The organism is Mucilaginibacter xinganensis (genome assembly GCF_002257585.1).
GTDB lineage: Bacteria > Bacteroidota > Bacteroidia > Sphingobacteriales > Sphingobacteriaceae > Mucilaginibacter > Mucilaginibacter xinganensis.
The window spans coordinates 377,983-395,977 of record NZ_CP022743.1; the positions used below are offsets into that span (position 1 = coordinate 377,983).

At 41.8% G+C, this 17,995-nt stretch carries 16 protein-coding genes and 1 tRNA gene; 13 read left to right on the forward strand and 4 right to left on the reverse strand.

Annotated elements, in window-relative coordinates; translation table 11 throughout:
* Positions 1 to 90 precede the first annotated feature (90 nt).
* Entirely contained in the window at positions 91 to 1,731 is a 1,641-nt protein-coding gene (locus tag MuYL_RS01770; protein WP_094568892.1) for an Ig-like domain-containing protein, read from the forward strand.
* Between the two features lie 73 nt (positions 1,732 to 1,804).
* Here MuYL_RS01770 and MuYL_RS01775 read toward each other — a convergent pair whose 3' ends face one another.
* The gene (locus MuYL_RS01775; protein ID WP_094568893.1) at positions 1,805 to 2,317 is read right to left on the reverse strand and encodes a gamma carbonic anhydrase family protein; all 513 of its coding nucleotides are present in this window, start codon (positions 2,315 to 2,317) and stop codon (positions 1,805 to 1,807) included.
* Positions 2,318 to 2,417: 100 nt separating this feature from the next.
* On the opposite strand from MuYL_RS01775, the gene MuYL_RS01780 reads away from it, so the two are divergent.
* Positions 2,418 to 2,490: transfer RNA gene (locus tag MuYL_RS01780), tRNA-Gly, on the forward strand.
* 10 nt (positions 2,491 to 2,500) lie between these two features.
* On the opposite strand, the gene MuYL_RS01785 is transcribed toward MuYL_RS01780, so the two are convergent.
* Both MuYL_RS01785 and nadB read right to left on the reverse strand, forming a co-directional pair.
* Entirely contained in the window at positions 2,501 to 2,899 is a 399-nt protein-coding gene (locus MuYL_RS01785; protein ID WP_094568894.1) for a hypothetical protein, read from the reverse strand.
* Between the two features lie 12 nt (positions 2,900 to 2,911).
* On the reverse strand, positions 2,912 to 4,504 hold the full coding sequence (gene nadB, locus MuYL_RS01790) for an L-aspartate oxidase (RefSeq protein WP_094568895.1): 1,593 nt from the start codon (positions 4,502 to 4,504) through the stop codon (positions 2,912 to 2,914).
* 408 nt (positions 4,505 to 4,912) lie between these two features.
* On the opposite strand from nadB, the gene nadA reads away from it, so the two are divergent.
* Positions 4,913 to 5,905, forward strand: a complete 993-nt coding sequence (gene nadA / locus MuYL_RS01800; protein ID WP_094568897.1) for a quinolinate synthase NadA — start codon at positions 4,913 to 4,915, stop codon at positions 5,903 to 5,905.
* 198 nt (positions 5,906 to 6,103) lie between these two features.
* Here nadA and MuYL_RS01805 read toward each other — a convergent pair whose 3' ends face one another.
* Positions 6,104 to 7,720: a hydrolase gene (locus tag MuYL_RS01805; protein ID WP_094568898.1), complete on the reverse strand. Its 1,617-nt coding sequence runs from the start codon at positions 7,718 to 7,720 to the stop codon at positions 6,104 to 6,106.
* Positions 7,721 to 8,062: 342 nt separating this feature from the next.
* Here MuYL_RS01805 and MuYL_RS01815 point away from each other — a divergent pair, with 342 nt between their 5' ends.
* From MuYL_RS01815 to MuYL_RS01860, 10 genes are all read left to right on the forward strand, one after another.
* On the forward strand, positions 8,063 to 8,425 hold the full coding sequence (locus tag MuYL_RS01815; protein ID WP_094568900.1) for a TM2 domain-containing protein: 363 nt from the start codon (positions 8,063 to 8,065) through the stop codon (positions 8,423 to 8,425).
* 170 nt (positions 8,426 to 8,595) lie between these two features.
* Entirely contained in the window at positions 8,596 to 9,693 is a 1,098-nt protein-coding gene (locus MuYL_RS01820) for a Nif3-like dinuclear metal center hexameric protein (RefSeq protein WP_094568901.1), read from the forward strand.
* Complete coding sequence (locus MuYL_RS01825) at positions 9,693 to 10,436, forward strand: zinc ribbon domain-containing protein (protein ID WP_094568902.1); 744 nt, start codon at positions 9,693 to 9,695, stop codon at positions 10,434 to 10,436. Before MuYL_RS01820 ends, MuYL_RS01825 begins: the two co-directional genes overlap by 1 nt.
* A gap of 93 nt (positions 10,437 to 10,529) precedes the next feature.
* Complete coding sequence (locus MuYL_RS01830) at positions 10,530 to 10,925, forward strand: ribosomal maturation YjgA family protein (RefSeq protein WP_211710224.1); 396 nt, start codon at positions 10,530 to 10,532, stop codon at positions 10,923 to 10,925.
* 108 nt (positions 10,926 to 11,033) lie between these two features.
* Positions 11,034 to 14,369: a DUF4175 family protein gene (locus MuYL_RS01835; protein ID WP_094568903.1), complete on the forward strand. Its 3,336-nt coding sequence runs from the start codon at positions 11,034 to 11,036 to the stop codon at positions 14,367 to 14,369.
* Position 14,370: 1 nt separating this feature from the next.
* On the forward strand, positions 14,371 to 14,793 hold the full coding sequence (locus MuYL_RS01840) for an ATP-binding protein (RefSeq protein WP_094568904.1): 423 nt from the start codon (positions 14,371 to 14,373) through the stop codon (positions 14,791 to 14,793).
* Complete coding sequence (ybeY, locus tag MuYL_RS01845) at positions 14,793 to 15,224, forward strand: rRNA maturation RNase YbeY (protein WP_094568905.1); 432 nt, start codon at positions 14,793 to 14,795, stop codon at positions 15,222 to 15,224. Before MuYL_RS01840 ends, ybeY begins: the two co-directional genes overlap by 1 nt.
* Positions 15,225 to 15,384: 160 nt before the next feature.
* Complete coding sequence (locus MuYL_RS01850; RefSeq protein WP_094568906.1) at positions 15,385 to 15,897, forward strand: glutathione peroxidase; 513 nt, start codon at positions 15,385 to 15,387, stop codon at positions 15,895 to 15,897.
* Between the two features lie 157 nt (positions 15,898 to 16,054).
* Positions 16,055 to 16,396, forward strand: coding sequence for a hypothetical protein (locus MuYL_RS01855; protein ID WP_094568907.1), 342 nt, complete (start codon positions 16,055 to 16,057; stop codon positions 16,394 to 16,396).
* Positions 16,397 to 16,406: 10 nt separating this feature from the next.
* The gene (locus tag MuYL_RS01860; RefSeq protein ID WP_094568908.1) at positions 16,407 to 17,663 is read left to right on the forward strand and encodes a hypothetical protein; all 1,257 of its coding nucleotides are present in this window, start codon (positions 16,407 to 16,409) and stop codon (positions 17,661 to 17,663) included.
* The last annotated feature ends 332 nt before the right edge of the window (positions 17,664 to 17,995 follow it).

Genomic DNA, 17,995 nt, shown 5'->3' on the forward strand with positions numbered 1-17,995 from the left:
TTATAATAATTTTACATTAGAGCCACTATTTTTAATTTTTAATATCCTGTATCATAAAAATATAAAAATCGTTTATAGCGTTTAAAAACAATGTTAAATAAAAAGGCCACTTTTTTTGGATCGCTTTCAATCATTTTTGGTGTCATTTTACTCAATTTAGGCTGCGCCAGTCGCCAGTTACCCCAGGGTGGCCCGCGTGATCATGATCCGCCAAAATTGTTGAAGGCTACCCCAGCAAATATGACCCGGCATTTTAATGCCAAAACTATTAAGCTGGATTTTGACGAGTATTTTAAACTAAATAATATTTATAGTGAAATAAGCATAAGCCCTACCCCGACAAAATTGCCGGAATACAAAGTGAAACAAAAGAGCATTGAAATAACACTCAAAGACACACTTGAAAAAAACACCACTTATGTAATAAATTTCGGTAAAGCTATTGCCGACGTAAATGAGTCGAACATTTTAAAAAATTTCACTTACGTTTTTTCCACCGGTGAACATATCGATTCTTTGAGCCTTTCGGGTAGCGTAACTAATACCCAAACCCAGCTGAAAGAAAAAGACGCAACGGTTATGCTTTTTACCCTTAAACAGGATTCCCTGCTTTTTGGAAAAAAGAAACCAACAATATATGCTACTACTGATAGTGCCGGCAGATTTACTTTGAACAACCTGCACCCGGATGATTATCGTATCTACGCTTTGAAAGAAACAAGCCCTAACAAAATATACGATAACGATAATGAGCTTATTGCTTTCAGCAAAAAAGTAATTCATCTTACCAAAGACAGTTCAGACATTCAACTGAACCTGTTTAAACAAACGCCGACCAAATTCCGGGTGATCAACAGTTTTGACGGCGATGGAAAAATGACTTTTCTGTTCAATAAAAAGCTGGACAACCCTTCCCTCAAAATTATCTATCCGCCAGACTTTGATAAATATAAAACTGTAGATATCAGTAAAACACGCGATACGGCTTTACTGTATATCAAAAACATGGATTTTGATTCTATCAGGGTAGCCATATTTGATAACAATAAACCAATGGATACCATTGCCAGGCATAAAGGCCGAAAAGAGCCGTTTACAAGGTTTTTTGGATTTACTTATAACGTTACAGGTGATGGCCGTTTAAAGCCCGGGACAGACCTTATTATAAAGGGACAATACCCGATTGAAAACTTTGAGCCATCATCCATCACTTTAAAAGATGATTCAGCCGAAGTGAGCAACTTTACCATTCAAAAGGATAGTGCAAACGCCAAATACTTGGTTTTAAAATACCGCTGGAAACAGGGGCATAATTATACCCTTACCCTGGAAAACGGAGCTGTAACAGATATTTATGGCGATAAAAATAAAAAGGTCCCCAAAAAGTTCACCATTGATAAAGCCGAAAATTACAGCCTTTTAACACTGGCCGTAACGTTTCCCGACACCGGAAAATCATACGTGGTTGAATTATTGAATGAACAGAAGGATTTACTGGACAGCCGTCCTATCCGTAAAAATACGTCGCTAGCCTACAAAAATTACCTTACCGGCAAATATTATGTAAGGGTGATTTACGATACCAACAATAATGGCAAATGGGACAGCGGAAATGTTAAAAAGAAAATTCAGCCTGAAAATATCTGGGTGGACGATACGCCCATAACATTGCGCGCCAACTGGGAACAGGTTACGCCGGTAAATGTGCCTAAGGAACAAATAACACCTTAATAAAATGGTACTGAACCCTGTTAACTAAATACTGCAAAGTACATTTTATTAGTTAACAGGGTTATCTGATATCCTAAACTTTAAACCAGCCGGAGTACATGATATAGTTATTTGGCAGCCGGTCCAGCAATTCGCGCTGCTCATGTGTAATGGGTTTGATCTTTTTTGCCGGGGTGCCCGCATATATAAATCCTGATTCGCAAATTGTTTTCTCAAGCACAACGGAGCCCGCAGCTATAATTACATATTCTTCAACAATACAATGATCCATCACTATAGCGCCCATGCCAATTAAAACATGGTCTTTAAGCGAGCAGCCATGTACAAGTGCGTTATGGCCGATAGATACATTATTACCAATATTTGTAGGGGCATATTGGTAAGTGGCATGAATAACAGCACCATCCTGGATATTGGTATTGTTCCCAATTTTTATGTAGTGCACGTCGCCCCTGATCACGGCATTAAACCAAACCGAGCAATTATCCCCCATTTCTACATCGCCGACAATGGTTGCATTTGGAGCTATAAAACAATCTTTACCCCACGACGGACTTATATTATTTACTGGCAGTATTACTGGCATGGATCTTACTATTTAAATTACTGAGTTAGTGAATTGGTAATTGCTGTTTATTTGATAACAAATTTTATTTATGTTTGATGTGTTATGTTTTTGTTAACATGCGGAAATAGCTCAGCTGGTAGAGCATCAGTTTCCCAAACTGAAGGCCGCGGGTTCGAATCCCGTTTTCCGCTCTTATATTATTTAGAACTTATAAATATTACCGCTGCTTAATATAACCAACTCTGCCTCTTGTCCTGTTGATCTAATATTATTCAACACTTCATCCGCTATTTGCTTAGCTTTATTAAAAGTAATTTCTTTATTAAAGGTCATCTGAATTCCAGGAGGTTCAAACGAATAGCTAAATTCATCATTACCTATTTGGTAGTAAATCCAGTTATCTTTTTCAACCTTGCGACATATTAACGATATCGGAACCATTATTTTATCAAACTTTTCATTTGGTATGTCAATATCACCCTTTATCAGAAATTCAAAGTTATCTCCAGTCGATTCTATCATTTCAACACCTTCATCAGTAGTTAAATATGATTTTTCTTCTTCTTTCTCAGTTTTTCTAAATAAATCAAAAAATACCATACCAGTTAAAAATTAAAACACCGTATCATGCAACTTCTCTGCATGTTTAGGGTAGTCAGTAGTATAATGTAAGCCCCTGCTCTCTTTACGCACCATAGCTGATTTTACTACCAGGTACGAAACCTGGATCAGGTTCCGTAGTTCACAAAGTTTTACAGACAGTTTTGTCTTTTTATAAAAATCTTCTGTTTCTTCGTGCAGTAAACCTAACCGGCGCATGGCCCGGTCAAGCCTGAAATCAGAACGTACAATACCAACATAATCGTTCATCAGCTTTTGCATTTCGCGAACATTATGGGTAACCAGGATATCTTCGTTAGAGAGCTGCACACCTTTCTCATCCCAATCCGGGATATTTTCAGGGATAGTTACATCATTTATCTGGCTGATCGCATCTTCATAAATCCGGTGCGCAAAAACCAGTGCTTCCAGCAATGAATTAGATGCTAACCGGTTAGCACCATGCAAACCGGTAGATGAGCATTCGCCGCAGGCATAAAGACGCATCAGCGAAGATCTTCCCACATGATCAACCATTACGCCACCGCACATATAATGACAGGCAGGCGCCACCGGGATCATATCCTTGGTCATGTCTATTCCAATCTCTAAACACTTGGCGTAGATATTTGGAAAATGTGCCAGAATATCTTTTTTACTTCGGTGGCGAATATCTAAATAAACAAAATCCTCACCAGACTTTTTAATTTCCGCATCAATGGCCCTGGCAACAATATCCCTCGGAGCTAAAGATTTACGCTCATCATATTCCTGCATAAATTCCTCGCCGTTGGTGCGTTTTAAAACGCCACCCATGCCACGTACAGCCTCAGAAATAAGAAATGACGGATATTCACCCGGATTATATAAAGCTGTAGGGTGAAACTGGATAAACTCCATATTCCTTACCTTTCCTTTAGCACGATAAACCATTGCAACACCATCACCGGTAGCAATAGTAGGATTAGTAGTTATAGAATAAATATGACCGGCACCGCCAGAAGCCATAACGGTTATTTTTGACAGGATCTTTTCAACATTCTTTGTTTGGTTATTGAATGCATAAATCCCGTAACACTTAATATCGGTAGTGGACTTATCCACAAAAACACCCAAATGGTGTTGAGTGATCAGATCAACCGCAAAATAATGGGTTAAAATTTCAATATTAGGTTCATTATGGATCTGCTCCAGTAATGACCTTTCAATTTCATAACCGGTTATATCCTTATAATGCATTACCCGGAACTCTGAATGCCCGCCTTCTTTAGCGAGGTCATACATTCCTTCCTTTGTTTTATCAAAGTTGGCTCCGTAACCAATAATTTCATTGATCCTGTCAGGACCTTCAGTTACTACCGCTTCAACTACCTCCCGGTCACAAAGGCCATCTCCGGCTATTAGCGTGTCTTCTATATGTTTTTCGAACGAATCTTCCTTTTTATCAACAACCACTGCAACACCGCCCTGGGCATACTTCGTGTTTGATTCGTCTTCGTTTGATTTGGTAACTATCAGAACCTTACCGTGTTTGGCTGCCTTAAGGGCAAAACTTAATCCTGCAATGCCTGATCCTACTACCAGGAAATCAACAGTTCTGGTCATGTTTTATATATGCTAGGTGTAAAATTATATACGATGTTAATAAGCGGGGTAAAAGATGTTAATTTTGTGTAAGCAAAAACCTAATAAGTAATTGATTAGTGGATAACCCTTACTTTTGCCATAAATTAAAACAAATTTTAACTGACTTATGAGCCTTGTAAGTGCCAAAGCTAACATTTTACAAAGCAATAAAGTATTAACATATAACTTTTGACATTTTAATTTGATTGTCATAGAAATCTAAAAATCAAATAAATAGATCTTTAAAAGAGTACATTAATTGTTAATAAATTATTAAAAAAAACTTTTATTACCCTTTTTTAAAGTAGTTTTAAACATAACTAACACACCAATAACAATAGTTTTATTTATATATAAAAAGTAATTGTTATTAATTGAATTGTTGAAATGGATACCTTCGAAGAAATAAATGTGAAAGGTTTTGTGGACGAAGAGATAGACCCGTCCCTTGATCTTTTCGATGAAATTGAAAAGTTAAAAAAGGAAAAAAATGCTGTTATCCTTGCCCATTATTACCAGGAACCCGATATCCAGGATATTGCCGATTATATTGGCGATAGTTTGGGATTATCGCAACAAGCTGCAAAAACGGATGCCGATGTTATTGTTTTTGCCGGGGTTCATTTTATGGCCGAAACAGCAAAGATCCTTTCACCAACAAAAAAAGTTTTACTGCCCGACGTAAAGGCCGGCTGCTCACTTGCCGACAGCTGCCCTCCGCATTTGTTTAAAAAGTTTAAGGAAAAGTATCCTGATCACCTGGTGATTACTTACGTAAACTGCACTGCCGAGTTGAAAGCGATGAGCGATATTGTTTGTACCTCGAGCAACGCGGTGCAAATTGTGGAAAGCCTGCCGAAAGATCAAAAGATCATTTTCGGTCCGGATAAAAACCTGGGGGCTTATGTAGCCAAAAAGACAGGCAGGGATTTAGTTTTATGGAACGGCGCATGTATGGTACATGAGATCTTTTCGAGAGAGAAAATAATCCGTTTGAAAGAAAGGTACCCCGGAGCTAAGCTGCTTGCACATCCTGAATGCGAGGATGTTATATTGCAAATGGCTGATTATATTGGCTCAACAACAGGGATTTTAAAATATGCCTCAAAGAACCCCGGAAGCGAATTTATAGTAGCTACTGAAGCCGGTATTTTACACCAGATGCAGAAGGAAAACCCGGATAAAACATTTATCCCGGCGCCGCCAAACAATAACTGCGCCTGTAACGACTGCCCGCACATGAAACGGAATACCCTGGAAAAATTGTATTTATGCCTTAAAAACGGATATCCGGAAGTTACCGTACCACAGGATATTATTGCAAAAGCTGTAAAACCTATTGAAAGAATGCTGGAAATTTCGGCAAGGTTAGGATTGTAAATATCAACCCTAAAAATAAAAAAAATTTTCCCGCCTTCGGCGGATATTATGATGACAGGTTGCGCTGGGTTTTAATAATAACAACTATAGGTAAAGATACTTATCAACATAGATTACCGTTAACTAACGCATTAAAAAAAGCAGCCAGGTTATTTTCTAGATAACCTGGCTGCTGTAACGGACCTGGTATTACTGTAGTTATTGGGCTTTAGCCAGCCACAGGGAAGCATTTAAATGGAAAGCCGGGTGTGATGTATAGCCTGAGGGCGCATCACCAGACCAGCCGTTAAACAAGCTGTCTCCGGTATCACCAGTACCGTCATCAGCATCAGAACTATCACCGATAAACACAACACGACCTGTGCCGTAGGTAGCCAGTAAAGCCATAACACCGGTTGTACCGCCATTGGTACTGGTGGTGCGCCAAAATAGGCCCTGTACAGTTGAATTTTGAGCAGGGTATAAAGTAGCGGTGGTACCATTATAGAAAGCCAGCTTTGAAGCTGTCCCAGCAGCACCATTTAGTACTTTTTGTGCATTGGCATTAGTTCCGGTATAAACATTGGTGGTAGGCTGGTCGCTGATATCAACATAATCAACATTAAAACCGAATGGCTTATTGTTGTTGATCCCGTTGTTGGTCATCAGATCGTTCCAAACCCTTGGCGAATCATAACCATCGCCGTCACGGTCTGATGGGTTATAACCATTGGCATCGGTACCGGCTGTGGTAGCTGCGGTATGGTCGGCAACCATCATTAAGCCGCCACCGTTAGCAACAAAATTCATAATAGCAGTTTTTTCGGCCGCGGTAAATAAACGATTGGGCTCGATAACTACATATACATCGTAATTACTTAAATCCTGCGGATTGCTTGTATTGCCGTAAGTAATAGCTGTACCAACGGGCAGGCTTTCAACAAGTTCGCCATCTTTAACCAGGGAAACGGCCCATGCAGATGCTGCACCTTTCCAGTAAGTTTCAGGAGTTGACGCAGTAATGCCGGTATATGAAGGGGTTGGGATGCGTTGTGCTTTTGTTTCAACGGTAGTGCCACCGGTGTAAAGGGGAACATTTTCGGTGCCATCGGCATCAATTTGCCAATCAGCACTGCCTGCATTTTCATATTTAGTTGCATCGAAAAGGAATTTTTTGCCGGTGAGCACAGTTCCGCCGCCACCACCACCGCCGGTAGTATTGTCATTTATGGTAATGTCGTCAATATCTACCCTGTTGGTGCCGCCGGTTAGTTTGCGGATCTCCAGGCGGGCGTTGCCTGAAACATTGATGGTAAAGCTTTGCGTTTGCAGGGTTGTGCTGGAAGTTATGCTGCCTCCGGTTTGGGTCCAGCTGCTGCCGCCATTGGTGGAGTACCACAGGCCCCAGGTACTGCTGCCGTCGGTGCCGTAAGTACCGTGCTTAATGGTTACGGTACTGATGCCGGTAGCAACATCAAACAGCATGGTTATTTTTCCGGTATTGCGGATGCGGCCGGCCCACGAACCATTTTTAAGGTCGCCGCTTAAATTGCCTATAAGCGCGTCGTACATGTTCCATGAATTGCCATGCAGGGTAACATTATCACCACTTGAGGAACCTGTGGGCGAAACGTCATAAGCTGTTTTTGGGCTGGTTGCACCTACCTCAAAATCTTCGGAAACCACAACAGCACTAAATGCGGATTTGATGTTTCCCTTTTCAATAGCTGCCTGGCTGGTTCCTGAATAACCGTTGTCTTTTTTACAGCTTGCTAAAAACAATCCGGCAAAAGCCACAGCCAGTACAGGATACTTTAATTTGTTAAAAATTTTCATAGATTTTAATTAATCTGTTGGTTAATAATTATCTAAAAATAAATATTTAAGCAATTAATATTGTTTATTAATTATTATATTAATATTAAAACAATAAAAATTGCTGATATTTAATTCCTGGTGAGAATAAAAACCAAAAAAAAAGAAATAATCACCTTTTAAAGCTGGTGAAAACCCGCGGCAATCGACAAAATATATGCTACCAAATACTACTGTATTCACCGCCATATTTACCACGTCCACCGATGCGTTTATTCAATTAGCCAACTTTGTGTAGGCAAAATTTTAATTCTACCTTAGTTTTATATCACATTTAAAAACGAGCACCTAAAAATTACGACGATGGACATGTATCAAAACCCCCATTTGGCATTCCCGGGAATAACTCCCGAAGAAATGGGTTTCTTACAACAAGGCACTGCAGACCTTAACGAAGAGCAGAAAAAGTATTTTTATATGATTTACACCAGCAAAAGGAAAAATCCGCAGGATTTGCTGCTATTTACACTTTTGGGGTTTGTAGTAGTTGCCGGAGTGCAGCGGTTTGTTGTGGGGCAGATAGGCATGGGCCTTTTATACCTGTTTACCGGTGGCTTTTGTTTGATAGGCACCATAGTTGACCTGATTAACAACAAAACGCTGGCAAATGATTTTAACAGGAAAATGGCTTATGAAAGCTACCAGATGGCGAAAATGAGGAGTTAGCAATAAAAAAGGACGGTTTTATTAAAGATTAAAACGGCCGTAAGCATTGGCGGGGAGTTTAGCTTCCCGGGAAAGCCAAAGAAAATATTACCTGCCGTTTTGATCTTTTTTTGTGCGTTCGTCAGTTCAATTCGTGAAATTCGAATCAATTGATGAAATTAGTACCAAATATGAAATTATCCCAGCTTAGCACTTACCTCGAAAGCCTGGCCCCACTGGCCTACCAGGAGGAGTATGATAATTCAGGCCTGATAGTTGGCAACCCGGATGCGGACATCTACCAGGCGCTGATCTCGTTAGATTGTACGGAGGCAATAGTTGACGAAGCCATTGCTACCAATTGCCAGCTGATCGTGTCGCACCACCCTATCGTTTTCCGCGGACTGAAAAAATTTAACGGGAAAACCTATGTAGAGCGTGTGGTTGAAAAAGCCATCCGTAACAATATTGCCATTTATGCTATTCATACCAACCTGGATAACATGATGGAAGGGGTTAACGCCAAGATCTGCCAGACTCTGGGACTAAAAAATTGCCGCATCCTGGCCCCTAAACACAATATAATTAAAAAACTGGTTACCTACGTTCCGCACAGCCATGCAGATGACGTACGCAATGCCCTGTTCAACGCCGGAGCAGGTAACATTGGTAACTATAGCGAAGTAAGCTTTAATGCTGGTGGCGATGGTACCTTTAAAGCCAACGAACACGCAAACCCTTACGTAGGCGAAGCGGGCAAACGCCACCTGGAAAGTGAAGTGCGCATGGAAATGGTGTACCCGGCCATATTGGAAAGCAAGGTCCTGATGGCGCTGGTGCTGGCACATCCTTATGAAGAAGTAGCATACGATCTGTATAATTTAACCAACCAAAGCCAACAGGTTGGGTCTGGAATGATTGGGGATCTGGAAACTGCAGCGGACGAAGAGGCGTTCCTGTACCACATAAAAGAAAAAATGCATTGCCATGTAATAAGGCATACTGCGTACACCGGCAGGCACGTTAAAAAGGTAGCGGTTTGCGGGGGTGCCGGCGGCTTTTTGTTAAAGCATGCCATAGCCGCCGGGGCCGATGTTTTTATAACCGCGGATTACAAATATCACGAGTTTTTTGATGCCGAAGGAAAGCTGCTGATTGCAGACATCGGACATTTTGAAAGTGAGCAATTTACGCAGCAATTATTGTATGAAATTATTACAAAAAAATTTACTAACTTTGCCGTCCGTTTAACAGAAGTAAATACAAACCCCGTCAAATATTTTATTTAATGGAACAAACCGTAGAACAAAAGCTTAAAGCTTTATACGAACTACAAACCATCCACACCAAAATTGATAAAATTCGCCAGGTAAGAGGTGAATTACCTATGGAGGTTGCTGACCTTGAAGATGATGTTGCTGGTCTTGAAACCCGTATACAAAAGATAAAAGCTGAGCTGGATGATTTGGAAGATGATATAGTTACCCGCAAAAACCTGATAAAGGAAGCACAGGCTAATATCAAAAAATACGAAACCCAGCTTAACGAGGTTAAAAACAACCGCGAGTATGAGGCAATTTCGAAAGAAATTGAGATCCAGGGTTTAGACATACAGGTAAGTGAAAAAAAGATAAGGGAATATGGGTTTGAAATAGCCTCAAAAACCGCTATCTACGAAAAAGCACTTTCTGACCTTGAGGCACGCAAGAGCGATCTTGAAGCCAAAAAGGATGAGTTAGGCACCATTACTGCAGAAACGCAGAAAGAGGAAAATGAGCTTACTGCTCTTGCTGATAAAGCTACTGTAAACATTGAAGAGCGTTTATTAATTGCTTACAACCGCCTGCGCCAGAATGCAAAGAATGGCCTTGCAGTGGTAACCATTCAGCGCGACTCATGCTCAGGATGCTTTAACCAGATTCCGCCTCAGCGCCAAAGCGATATCCGCCAGCGTAAAAAGATCATCGTTTGCGAACATTGCGGACGGATCCTGGTTGATGAGCAAATGGCTTTAGAAGCTGAAACAGTATAATACCTTACTCCTAAAGGGAGGTTGAAATAAAATTTTAAAAGGCACTCAGGTATGGGTGCCTTTTTTGTTGTGATATATTTTGCTAAAATTAGCATGATGAAAGGGAAACTGCTTTATATTATACTCATTAGCATAGCTATTATCTCCGGGCTGCTATCCCGGGAGTTTAAAGTAGTTCCTGTGTTTATCGGAGACATATTGTGGGCCACTATGGTTTATTTTATCCTGCGGATGCTGTTTACCCATAAAACATTAAACTTCGCTATTGTTGTAAGCCTGCTGTTTTGCTTCGCGATAGAGTTTAGCCAGTTGTATAAGGCCCCCTGGATAGATAATTTGCGCCACACCCTTTTTGGTCGGCTGGTTTTGGGAGAAACTTTTTTGTGGAGCGATTTACTTTGCTACGCATCGGGGATTGCTCTTGGCATTTTAGTTGATCTTTTATTTGTGAAACCCTTTGCAAAGCGACATGATGCAGGGAGCTACTAAAACGCGGTGAAAAATGGAAGGGTTAAATCACGGATTTTTTTCCTAATTTCCCCGTGTATGATATTTTAGGTTTTTTGCGTTAAATAGCCTTGCAGATAGCATAGAAATATGAACACTACCGATAATTATGAGCTTTTAATTGAAAAGATCAACATCTTTATCAGGAAGTACTATTTCAATAATTTACTACGGGGGATCATTTTTTTGGGTGCGGGTTTGTTCTCGGCCTACGTAGTGATTACCCTTAGCGAATATTTTGGCAACTTTAATATTCTTTTTCGCACACTGCTTTTTTACCTTTTTATAGTGCTTAATGTTGGGCTTATCGCCTGGCTGATTGTGCCGTCGCTGCTGGCCTGGCTAAAGGTAGGTAAATCATTAACGCATGACGAAGCCGCCGCAATCATCGGCAAGCATTTTAACGATGTGCACGACAAGTTGCTGAATACCCTGCAGTTAAAAAAGCAAGCCGGCGAAGATGTGCAACACCGCGCGCTTATTGAAGCGAGCATCAATCAAAAGATAGAAACCCTAAAACCCGTTAGCTTTCCGTCGGCAATAAACCTGAAGGAGAACAGCAAATACCTTAAATGGGTGCTTTTTCCCGCAGGGTTAATCTGCGTCATCGCTTTTGCAGCACCATCTGTATTAACGGAAAGCACCAAAAGACTCATCCGGCATAACGAATATTTTGTGCCCGTGGCCCCGTTTAACTTTGTGCTGCAAAACAAAAGCCTTTCGGTGGTACAGGGTGAGGATTTACAGCTTGACCTTAAACTGGATGGCGATAAGCTGCCCGCTGATGTGTACGTGGAAACCGCCGGAACTTCCTTTAAGCTGGATAAGGAAAACATCAGCAAATTTCATTACCTGTTTACCAATTTACAGCAAAATACCAGCTTCAGGCTCACGGCAAACGGCTTTACCTCGGCACCATACGAAATAAAAGTAAACCTGCGTCCGGCACTGCTGCATTTTGACGTGGCATTGAATTACCCGGCCTATCTGCATAAAAAAAATGAAACGTTAAAAAATGCGGGCGACCTTACCATACCGGCAGGCACCATAGTTACCTGGACACTGCATACCCAAAATGCTTCGGCACTGGTATTTAACATGAATGGAGCAGGCGGCAGGCTAACACCCGCCAATCCCGATGTTTTTGAGTATAGGGAGCGGATTGTAAAAAACAGCAGCTATAAAATAATACCCGTCAATAAAGAAGTTAACCGCATCGATTCTGCAAGTTACCGCGTTAATATAATTGCTGATGAAATGCCTTCCATACTGGTGGAGGAGAAGCAGGACTCGGTGAGCACGAAAACGCTTTATTTTAACGGGCGCATCCAGGATGATCATGGCTTTTCAGAACTTACTTTTCATTATTCGGTGGGGGCACCCGGGGATAAGGCGGGGTTAAAAAGTTACACCAAACAGGTTAAGGCAGATCTTGGCGCATCACAGGCAGACTTTTTTTATTACTGGAACCTAAAAGATCCCGGCATAAAACCCGGCGACCAGGTGACTTATTACTTTGAAGTTGCAGATAACGACGCAGTAACCGGGCCAAAGAAAGTGCGGTCGGCAGAGCGGACGCTGAATGTGCCTGATGCAAAGGAACTGAACGAGCAGCTGAATGCCGGGACACAGGTGGTTAAACAAAAAATGGAATCGGCTATTAAGCTGGCCGGGCAAATTGAAAAGGATGCGCAGAAACTCAACCAGCTGCTGCTAAATAGAAACACGCTTTCGTTTGATGAGAAAAAACAGATCCAGGACCTGCTGCAAAAACGGAAGGACCTGGAAGACCTGGTGAAGGAAGTGCAGGCCGATAATAAAAAGAACTTGTATAACCGGCAGGAAAACCAGAAGCAGGACAAAGACCTTGCTGACAAGCAAAAGCAGATGGAGCAGCTGCTGAACAGCGTGCTTGACCCTAAAATGCAGGAGATGCTGCAGCGCCTGCAGGAAATGATGGAGCAGGAACAAAAGGAAGGTGCCCGCGACGAGCTGCAAAAGATGCAGGGCGACAACAAATCGCTGAAGAGAGAACTGGACAGGATGCTGGAGCTATATAAAAAATTGGAATTTGAACAAAAACTGAATCAGCAGGTTGATGAGTTGAATAAATTATCGGGAGAACAGGACAAACTGTCGGAACAGGCAAAACAACCTAATGCAGATCAGGAGGGATTACAGAAAGAGCAACAAAAATTGAATAACAATTTTCAGGACATTAAAAAAGCATTAGGCGACCTGAAAAAAACCAATGAGCAGGCGGAGCACAAGCAACCGTTTGACGACCCGCAGAAGGAAGAGCAAAGCATTGAGCAGCAAATGGAGAAAAGCAGCGATGCGCTTAAAAAGAACGATTCGAAAAAGGCAGCACAATCACAAAAACAGGCGGCAAAAGAAATGAAGCAGCTGGCAGATAAGATGCAGCAGAAAGAATCGGAGGGAGAAGAAAGTGAAAATGCAATTAATGCGCAACAATTACGCGAATTATTAAAAAATCTCGTTAATAGTTCATTCGCGCAGGAAAAAGTGATGCAGACGTTAAAGAACACCAATCCATCTGATCCTAATTATATCCAACTGGCGCAAAGTCAGAAAAGTATAAAGGATAACCTGAAAACGGCCGAAGACAGCTTGTATGCACTGAGCAGGAAGGTGCCGCAGATTCAGAGCACAGTGAACACAGAGGTGGAGAGCATTAATACCCATATTGATGGCGCGCTCGAAAACCTGGGCGACCGGCGCACTCCCGAAGCCCTGCGCAACCAGCAATATGCCATGACCAGCATGAATAACCTGGCGCTTTTATTAAGCGAGGCGCTTGACCAGCTGCAGAACATGAAGAAAAAAGGCGGCAGCGGTAAAGGCAAGGGAAAAAAGCAATCGGTATCGCAACTGGCTAAGATGCAGCAGCAGCTGAACCAAAACATGCAAAAAGCCCGGGAGCAGATGCAGCAGCAGGGGAACCAGGGAAAAAGTTCAGGGGGCAGCAATGGGAAAATAAGCGAACAATTAGCTAAATTAGCGCGTCAGCAACAGGAGATAAGAGAGGCGTTACAGCAGATAAACCGCGAGGATAATAAGGGCGGCACGGGCGGTTTGGGAAATTTGGATAAAATTTCGAAAGAAATGGAACAAACGGAGCGCGATCTCGTAAACAGGAGAATTACGGAGGATGCCATTAAAAGGCAGCAGCAAATTCAAACCAGGTTACTGGAGGCTGAAAAGGCTGAACAGGAGCGGGAACAGGATCAGCAACGCGAAAGCAAAGCGGGTAAAGATGTTCCTCCGGGATATATAAAAGCATTGCAGGAATACCAGCAAACCAAAGAAAAACAAATAGAACAGGTACGGACCGTTCCGCCTGAACTTAATTTTTATTATAAATTAAAAATAAAATCATACTTTGATCTACTCAACGCTAAATGACATGGACCAATCAAATGTTCAAGCAAACGAACTGTACACTTTACAGCTTCCTTCAAAAATGGAAAGCATAACGCTGCTGGAAAATTTGATAGAAGAAATTGCCGATAAACACAAAATAAGTGAAGATACCTTTGCTAACATGATGACATGTCTTAGCGAGGCGGCCAACAATGCGATTGTGCACGGCAATAAGCTTGATGAAAGTAAAAAAGTAATTGTGAATGCCGACGTAGAAGGCAAACGCATTATCTGGACGGTTACTGACCAGGGACAGGGCTTTAATTACAGCCAGCTGCCTGACCCTACTGCTCCCGAAAACTTGGAGAGCCTTACCGGGCGCGGCGTGTTTATTATTAAACACCTGGCAGACCAATGCATATTTAACACCAGCGGTAACGAGGTTGAACTTCACTTTAAGATATAATGCCGGCAATACAGTTTTTTGAAGAAGACATCACTTATAAATTAAAAAACAAAACAGCCGTGCGCGGCTGGATTACCGAAACCATTCACGCCGAAGGATACAAATTAAAGGAACTTACCTACGTGTTTTGTTCAGACAGTTACCTGCTGCAGATTAACCAGCAGTATCTTGACCATGACACTTACACCGATATTATAACTTTTGATAACTCGGAGATCGCCGGCACCATAGTTGGCGATATTTTTATTTCTATTGACCGCATCCGCGAAAACGCAGTAAAATACAGCCATTCCGAAGCCGACGAGCTGCACCGCGTTATTATACACGGCGCCCTGCACCTGCTGGGTTATACCGACAAATCCATCCCCGAAAAGAAAAAAATGACATTAAAAGAGGATTTCTATTTGAATAAGCGCAGCTTTATTAGCTAAATTTACTTTTTGTGATTTGGTGCGGAGGCTTAAGCAAGCAAGATGTTTTGCTACCGTTAATAGGTGTCCCGCCATTCAGAAATACAAAAGAGCCTTTAAGGCAACTCACCAATAGAAATAACAGTATATTAAAATACACTAAAACCAATTTTTTAATACCATGAAAATACTTGCTCTAATTTTAGCCCTAACATTTTTGCCGGCTGCAAAATCAGTTTATGATTTTAAACTGAAAACTATTGATGGCGAGGCTTTTTCCCTGGCCAAATACAAAGGTAAAAAGGTGCTGGTAGTTAATACCGCTTCAAAATGCGGCTTTACCCCACAGTACAAAGAATTACAGAAACTGGCCGATCAGTACAAAGATAAGCTGGTTGTGGTAGGTTTTCCGGCCAATAACTTTGGCCAGCAGGAGCCCGGTGCAAATACTGAGATCAAATCATTCTGCGAAAAAAACTACGGAGTTACCTTCCCGCTTAGCGAAAAAGTTAGCGTAAAAGGCGATGACATCGACCCTTTGTTTAAATACTTAACAGAGGCGCCAAACCCCGATTTTACAGGCGAGATCAAATGGAACTTCGAGAAATTCCTGATCGACGAAAATGGTAAACTGATCCACCGCTTCCGCTCGGCAACTACACCATTATCTGCTGATATTACAAAATACCTGTAAGCAATAGCGTTTAAGAATTTTTTGAAAGCTCCCGGTAACCCCGGGGGCTTTTTTATGCAATACCGAACCGGTTAATATTTTCAGGAATATTTTGAAATAGATTGGTTTTTAGTAACTTTAGTTATTGATACCAAACCTTTTACAAAATTAGTACCTGATGCCTACACAAATTATTACCACCGACGGCACAACCAACCCGGTTATGCTCTCTGTACAGGAAGTACAGGGCCACCGTATAAATACGGTAATTATGGTAAACCACTTAGTGGTGGCTACCATCGACAATAATTTTGCCAGCCACATTGTTGGAACCAACAACGGCCTTAAGGGCAATACGGTAACAGTTACTACCACTTCGTTAAAAGTAACACCTTCAAATAATACGGAAGTAGATTTTACATTAGATGGCGCAGGGCCACAGCAAATTGACGCCGACAAGTTGCAATTTCCACCGGGTATTAGCGCGGTGCCGCATTTTATGACCTATTTTATGGTTTAAACCTACCGCAATGAAAATTAAAACTTTATTTTTCTGCATCCTGCTGATTGCAGGGAGCAGTCGGCTATTTGCTCAACAAAAAGATACCGTGGTAAATTTCGATCAGCTTCGGGCGCCATCATCACCGGCGTTTAATTTGCTTGGGATTTCGCCTAATGACATTGAACGCCCCAAAAACCCTACAGATTTTGCCTTTTCGGTAGGTAACGCCAGTAATGGCCTTTCAACAGTTCCTAAAAGCTATGCACTGGAAATGTCACCCTTTTGGGTTTTTGGCGGCAAAAGCACGTTTGAGCAGTTTATTGACAACAAGAACATCGGCAATAACATTAAGCAAACATTGGTTTTTTCGCTGGGATCAACCACCGCAAGGTCAGTGAAGGATTCTGCTGAATTCAGGCAGATTGGTATTTCTGTTAAGTTTTCCATCCTGCGGGGAAAAGTTGGTTACGAGTTTACCAAATGGGATAAAGAGGCCAGTAAATACCTGGCGGAGTACGGTACGTTTTACGGACACATCAGGGATAGCCTCACTGCGGCTAACCAGGCGGCTATTGACCCCTTATTAAAGCTATACGTGCAATATAAAACTACCGACCCGGATAAGGCTGCGGCGATATTAAAAGCGGTGCAGGCCATGAATGATGCGCTGGATGTAAAGGTAAGAGTGTTGGCACAGGATACTACCACTTCAAAAAACAAGGTATGGCTGGCTAAACTGGCCCAGCTTTCTTCACAAACCGCTTTCAGGCGGTACGGGTTTACCATGGACTGGGCGGCGGGTACGGTTATAGATTTCCCCGACAGCTCGTTTAACCGCAGCTACCTCTCGAAATTTGCTACCTGGCTTACCTTTGGGTACGAATGGCAAAACGGCAACAACGCCATGTTTTTGGTACGTTATGCCGCTAACTTTAACCGCTTTTACCGTAACGACCTGAACCTGGTGGTAAAGGACATTGACATTGGCGACCTTGACCTGGGTCTGCGCGTGTATAAAGACTTTACGGACAAGCTAACCCTGTCTGCCGAATACATTACCCGGCTGCCTTTTTACAGTGACGCTACCCTGAAAAGCAATATGATAGCAACCCCGTCACGCACAGATAAGTACGATTTCTCACTGAACTACAAGCTGGCCAAAAACCAGAACATATCATTTACCTATGGCAAAAACTTTGATAACGTGGTAACCAAATCAGGTAATTTAATTGCAGCGGTAAACTATATGATTGGCCTCGGCTCGGCGCGCGGGCTGAGCAGGTAAAGGGCCTCTTTTGTCTTCCTTCGGCATCCGGCAAAGCGTTCCACTTTGCACAACGGAACGGGTGGAACAAAGTGAAACACGTTGATTATTAACTATTTAACAATTTTGCATAATTGAATGGCCTGATAATCAGCGTGTTTCACTAATTATTATTTAATAAATCTTGCGAAAACCGGGATTAAGCGCTCCTCATGCCCGTAAAGCGTTCCATTTTACACGCGGAACACCCGGAATGCTGTAAAAAATCATGATAATCAGCATATTAACTATTTATGCAGGATTAAAATTGCGTAAATAGTTGTTAATCAGTATGTTTCACCAATATCCGGTAA

Bases quoted from the DNA above. Each gene is read 5' to 3' on its own strand.
- MuYL_RS01825 (WP_094568902.1), top strand. From the start codon at position 9,693: ATGGAACAAACCGTAGAACAAAAGCTTAAAGCTTTATACGAACTACAA.
- MuYL_RS01770 (WP_094568892.1), top strand. From the start codon at position 91: ATGTTAAATAAAAAGGCCACTTTTTTTGGATCGCTTTCAATCATTTTT.
- MuYL_RS01860 (WP_094568908.1), top strand. From the start codon at position 16,407: ATGAAAATTAAAACTTTATTTTTCTGCATCCTGCTGATTGCAGGGAGC.
- MuYL_RS01830 (WP_211710224.1), top strand. From the start codon at position 10,530: ATGATGAAAGGGAAACTGCTTTATATTATACTCATTAGCATAGCTATT.
- MuYL_RS01815 (WP_094568900.1), top strand. From the start codon at position 8,063: ATGGACATGTATCAAAACCCCCATTTGGCATTCCCGGGAATAACTCCC.
- MuYL_RS01820 (WP_094568901.1), top strand. From the start codon at position 8,596: ATGAAATTATCCCAGCTTAGCACTTACCTCGAAAGCCTGGCCCCACTG.
- MuYL_RS01840 (WP_094568904.1), top strand. From the start codon at position 14,371: ATGGACCAATCAAATGTTCAAGCAAACGAACTGTACACTTTACAGCTT.
- nadB (WP_094568895.1), bottom strand. From the start codon at position 4,504: ATGACCAGAACTGTTGATTTCCTGGTAGTAGGATCAGGCATTGCAGGA.
- MuYL_RS01785 (WP_094568894.1), bottom strand. From the start codon at position 2,899: ATGGTATTTTTTGATTTATTTAGAAAAACTGAGAAAGAAGAAGAAAAA.
- ybeY (WP_094568905.1), top strand. From the start codon at position 14,793: ATGCCGGCAATACAGTTTTTTGAAGAAGACATCACTTATAAATTAAAA.
- MuYL_RS01775 (WP_094568893.1), bottom strand. From the start codon at position 2,317: ATGCCAGTAATACTGCCAGTAAATAATATAAGTCCGTCGTGGGGTAAA.
- MuYL_RS01835 (WP_094568903.1), top strand. From the start codon at position 11,034: ATGAACACTACCGATAATTATGAGCTTTTAATTGAAAAGATCAACATC.
- nadA (WP_094568897.1), top strand. From the start codon at position 4,913: ATGGATACCTTCGAAGAAATAAATGTGAAAGGTTTTGTGGACGAAGAG.
- MuYL_RS01805 (WP_094568898.1), bottom strand. From the start codon at position 7,720: ATGAAAATTTTTAACAAATTAAAGTATCCTGTACTGGCTGTGGCTTTT.
- MuYL_RS01850 (WP_094568906.1), top strand. From the start codon at position 15,385: ATGAAAATACTTGCTCTAATTTTAGCCCTAACATTTTTGCCGGCTGCA.
- MuYL_RS01855 (WP_094568907.1), top strand. From the start codon at position 16,055: ATGCCTACACAAATTATTACCACCGACGGCACAACCAACCCGGTTATG.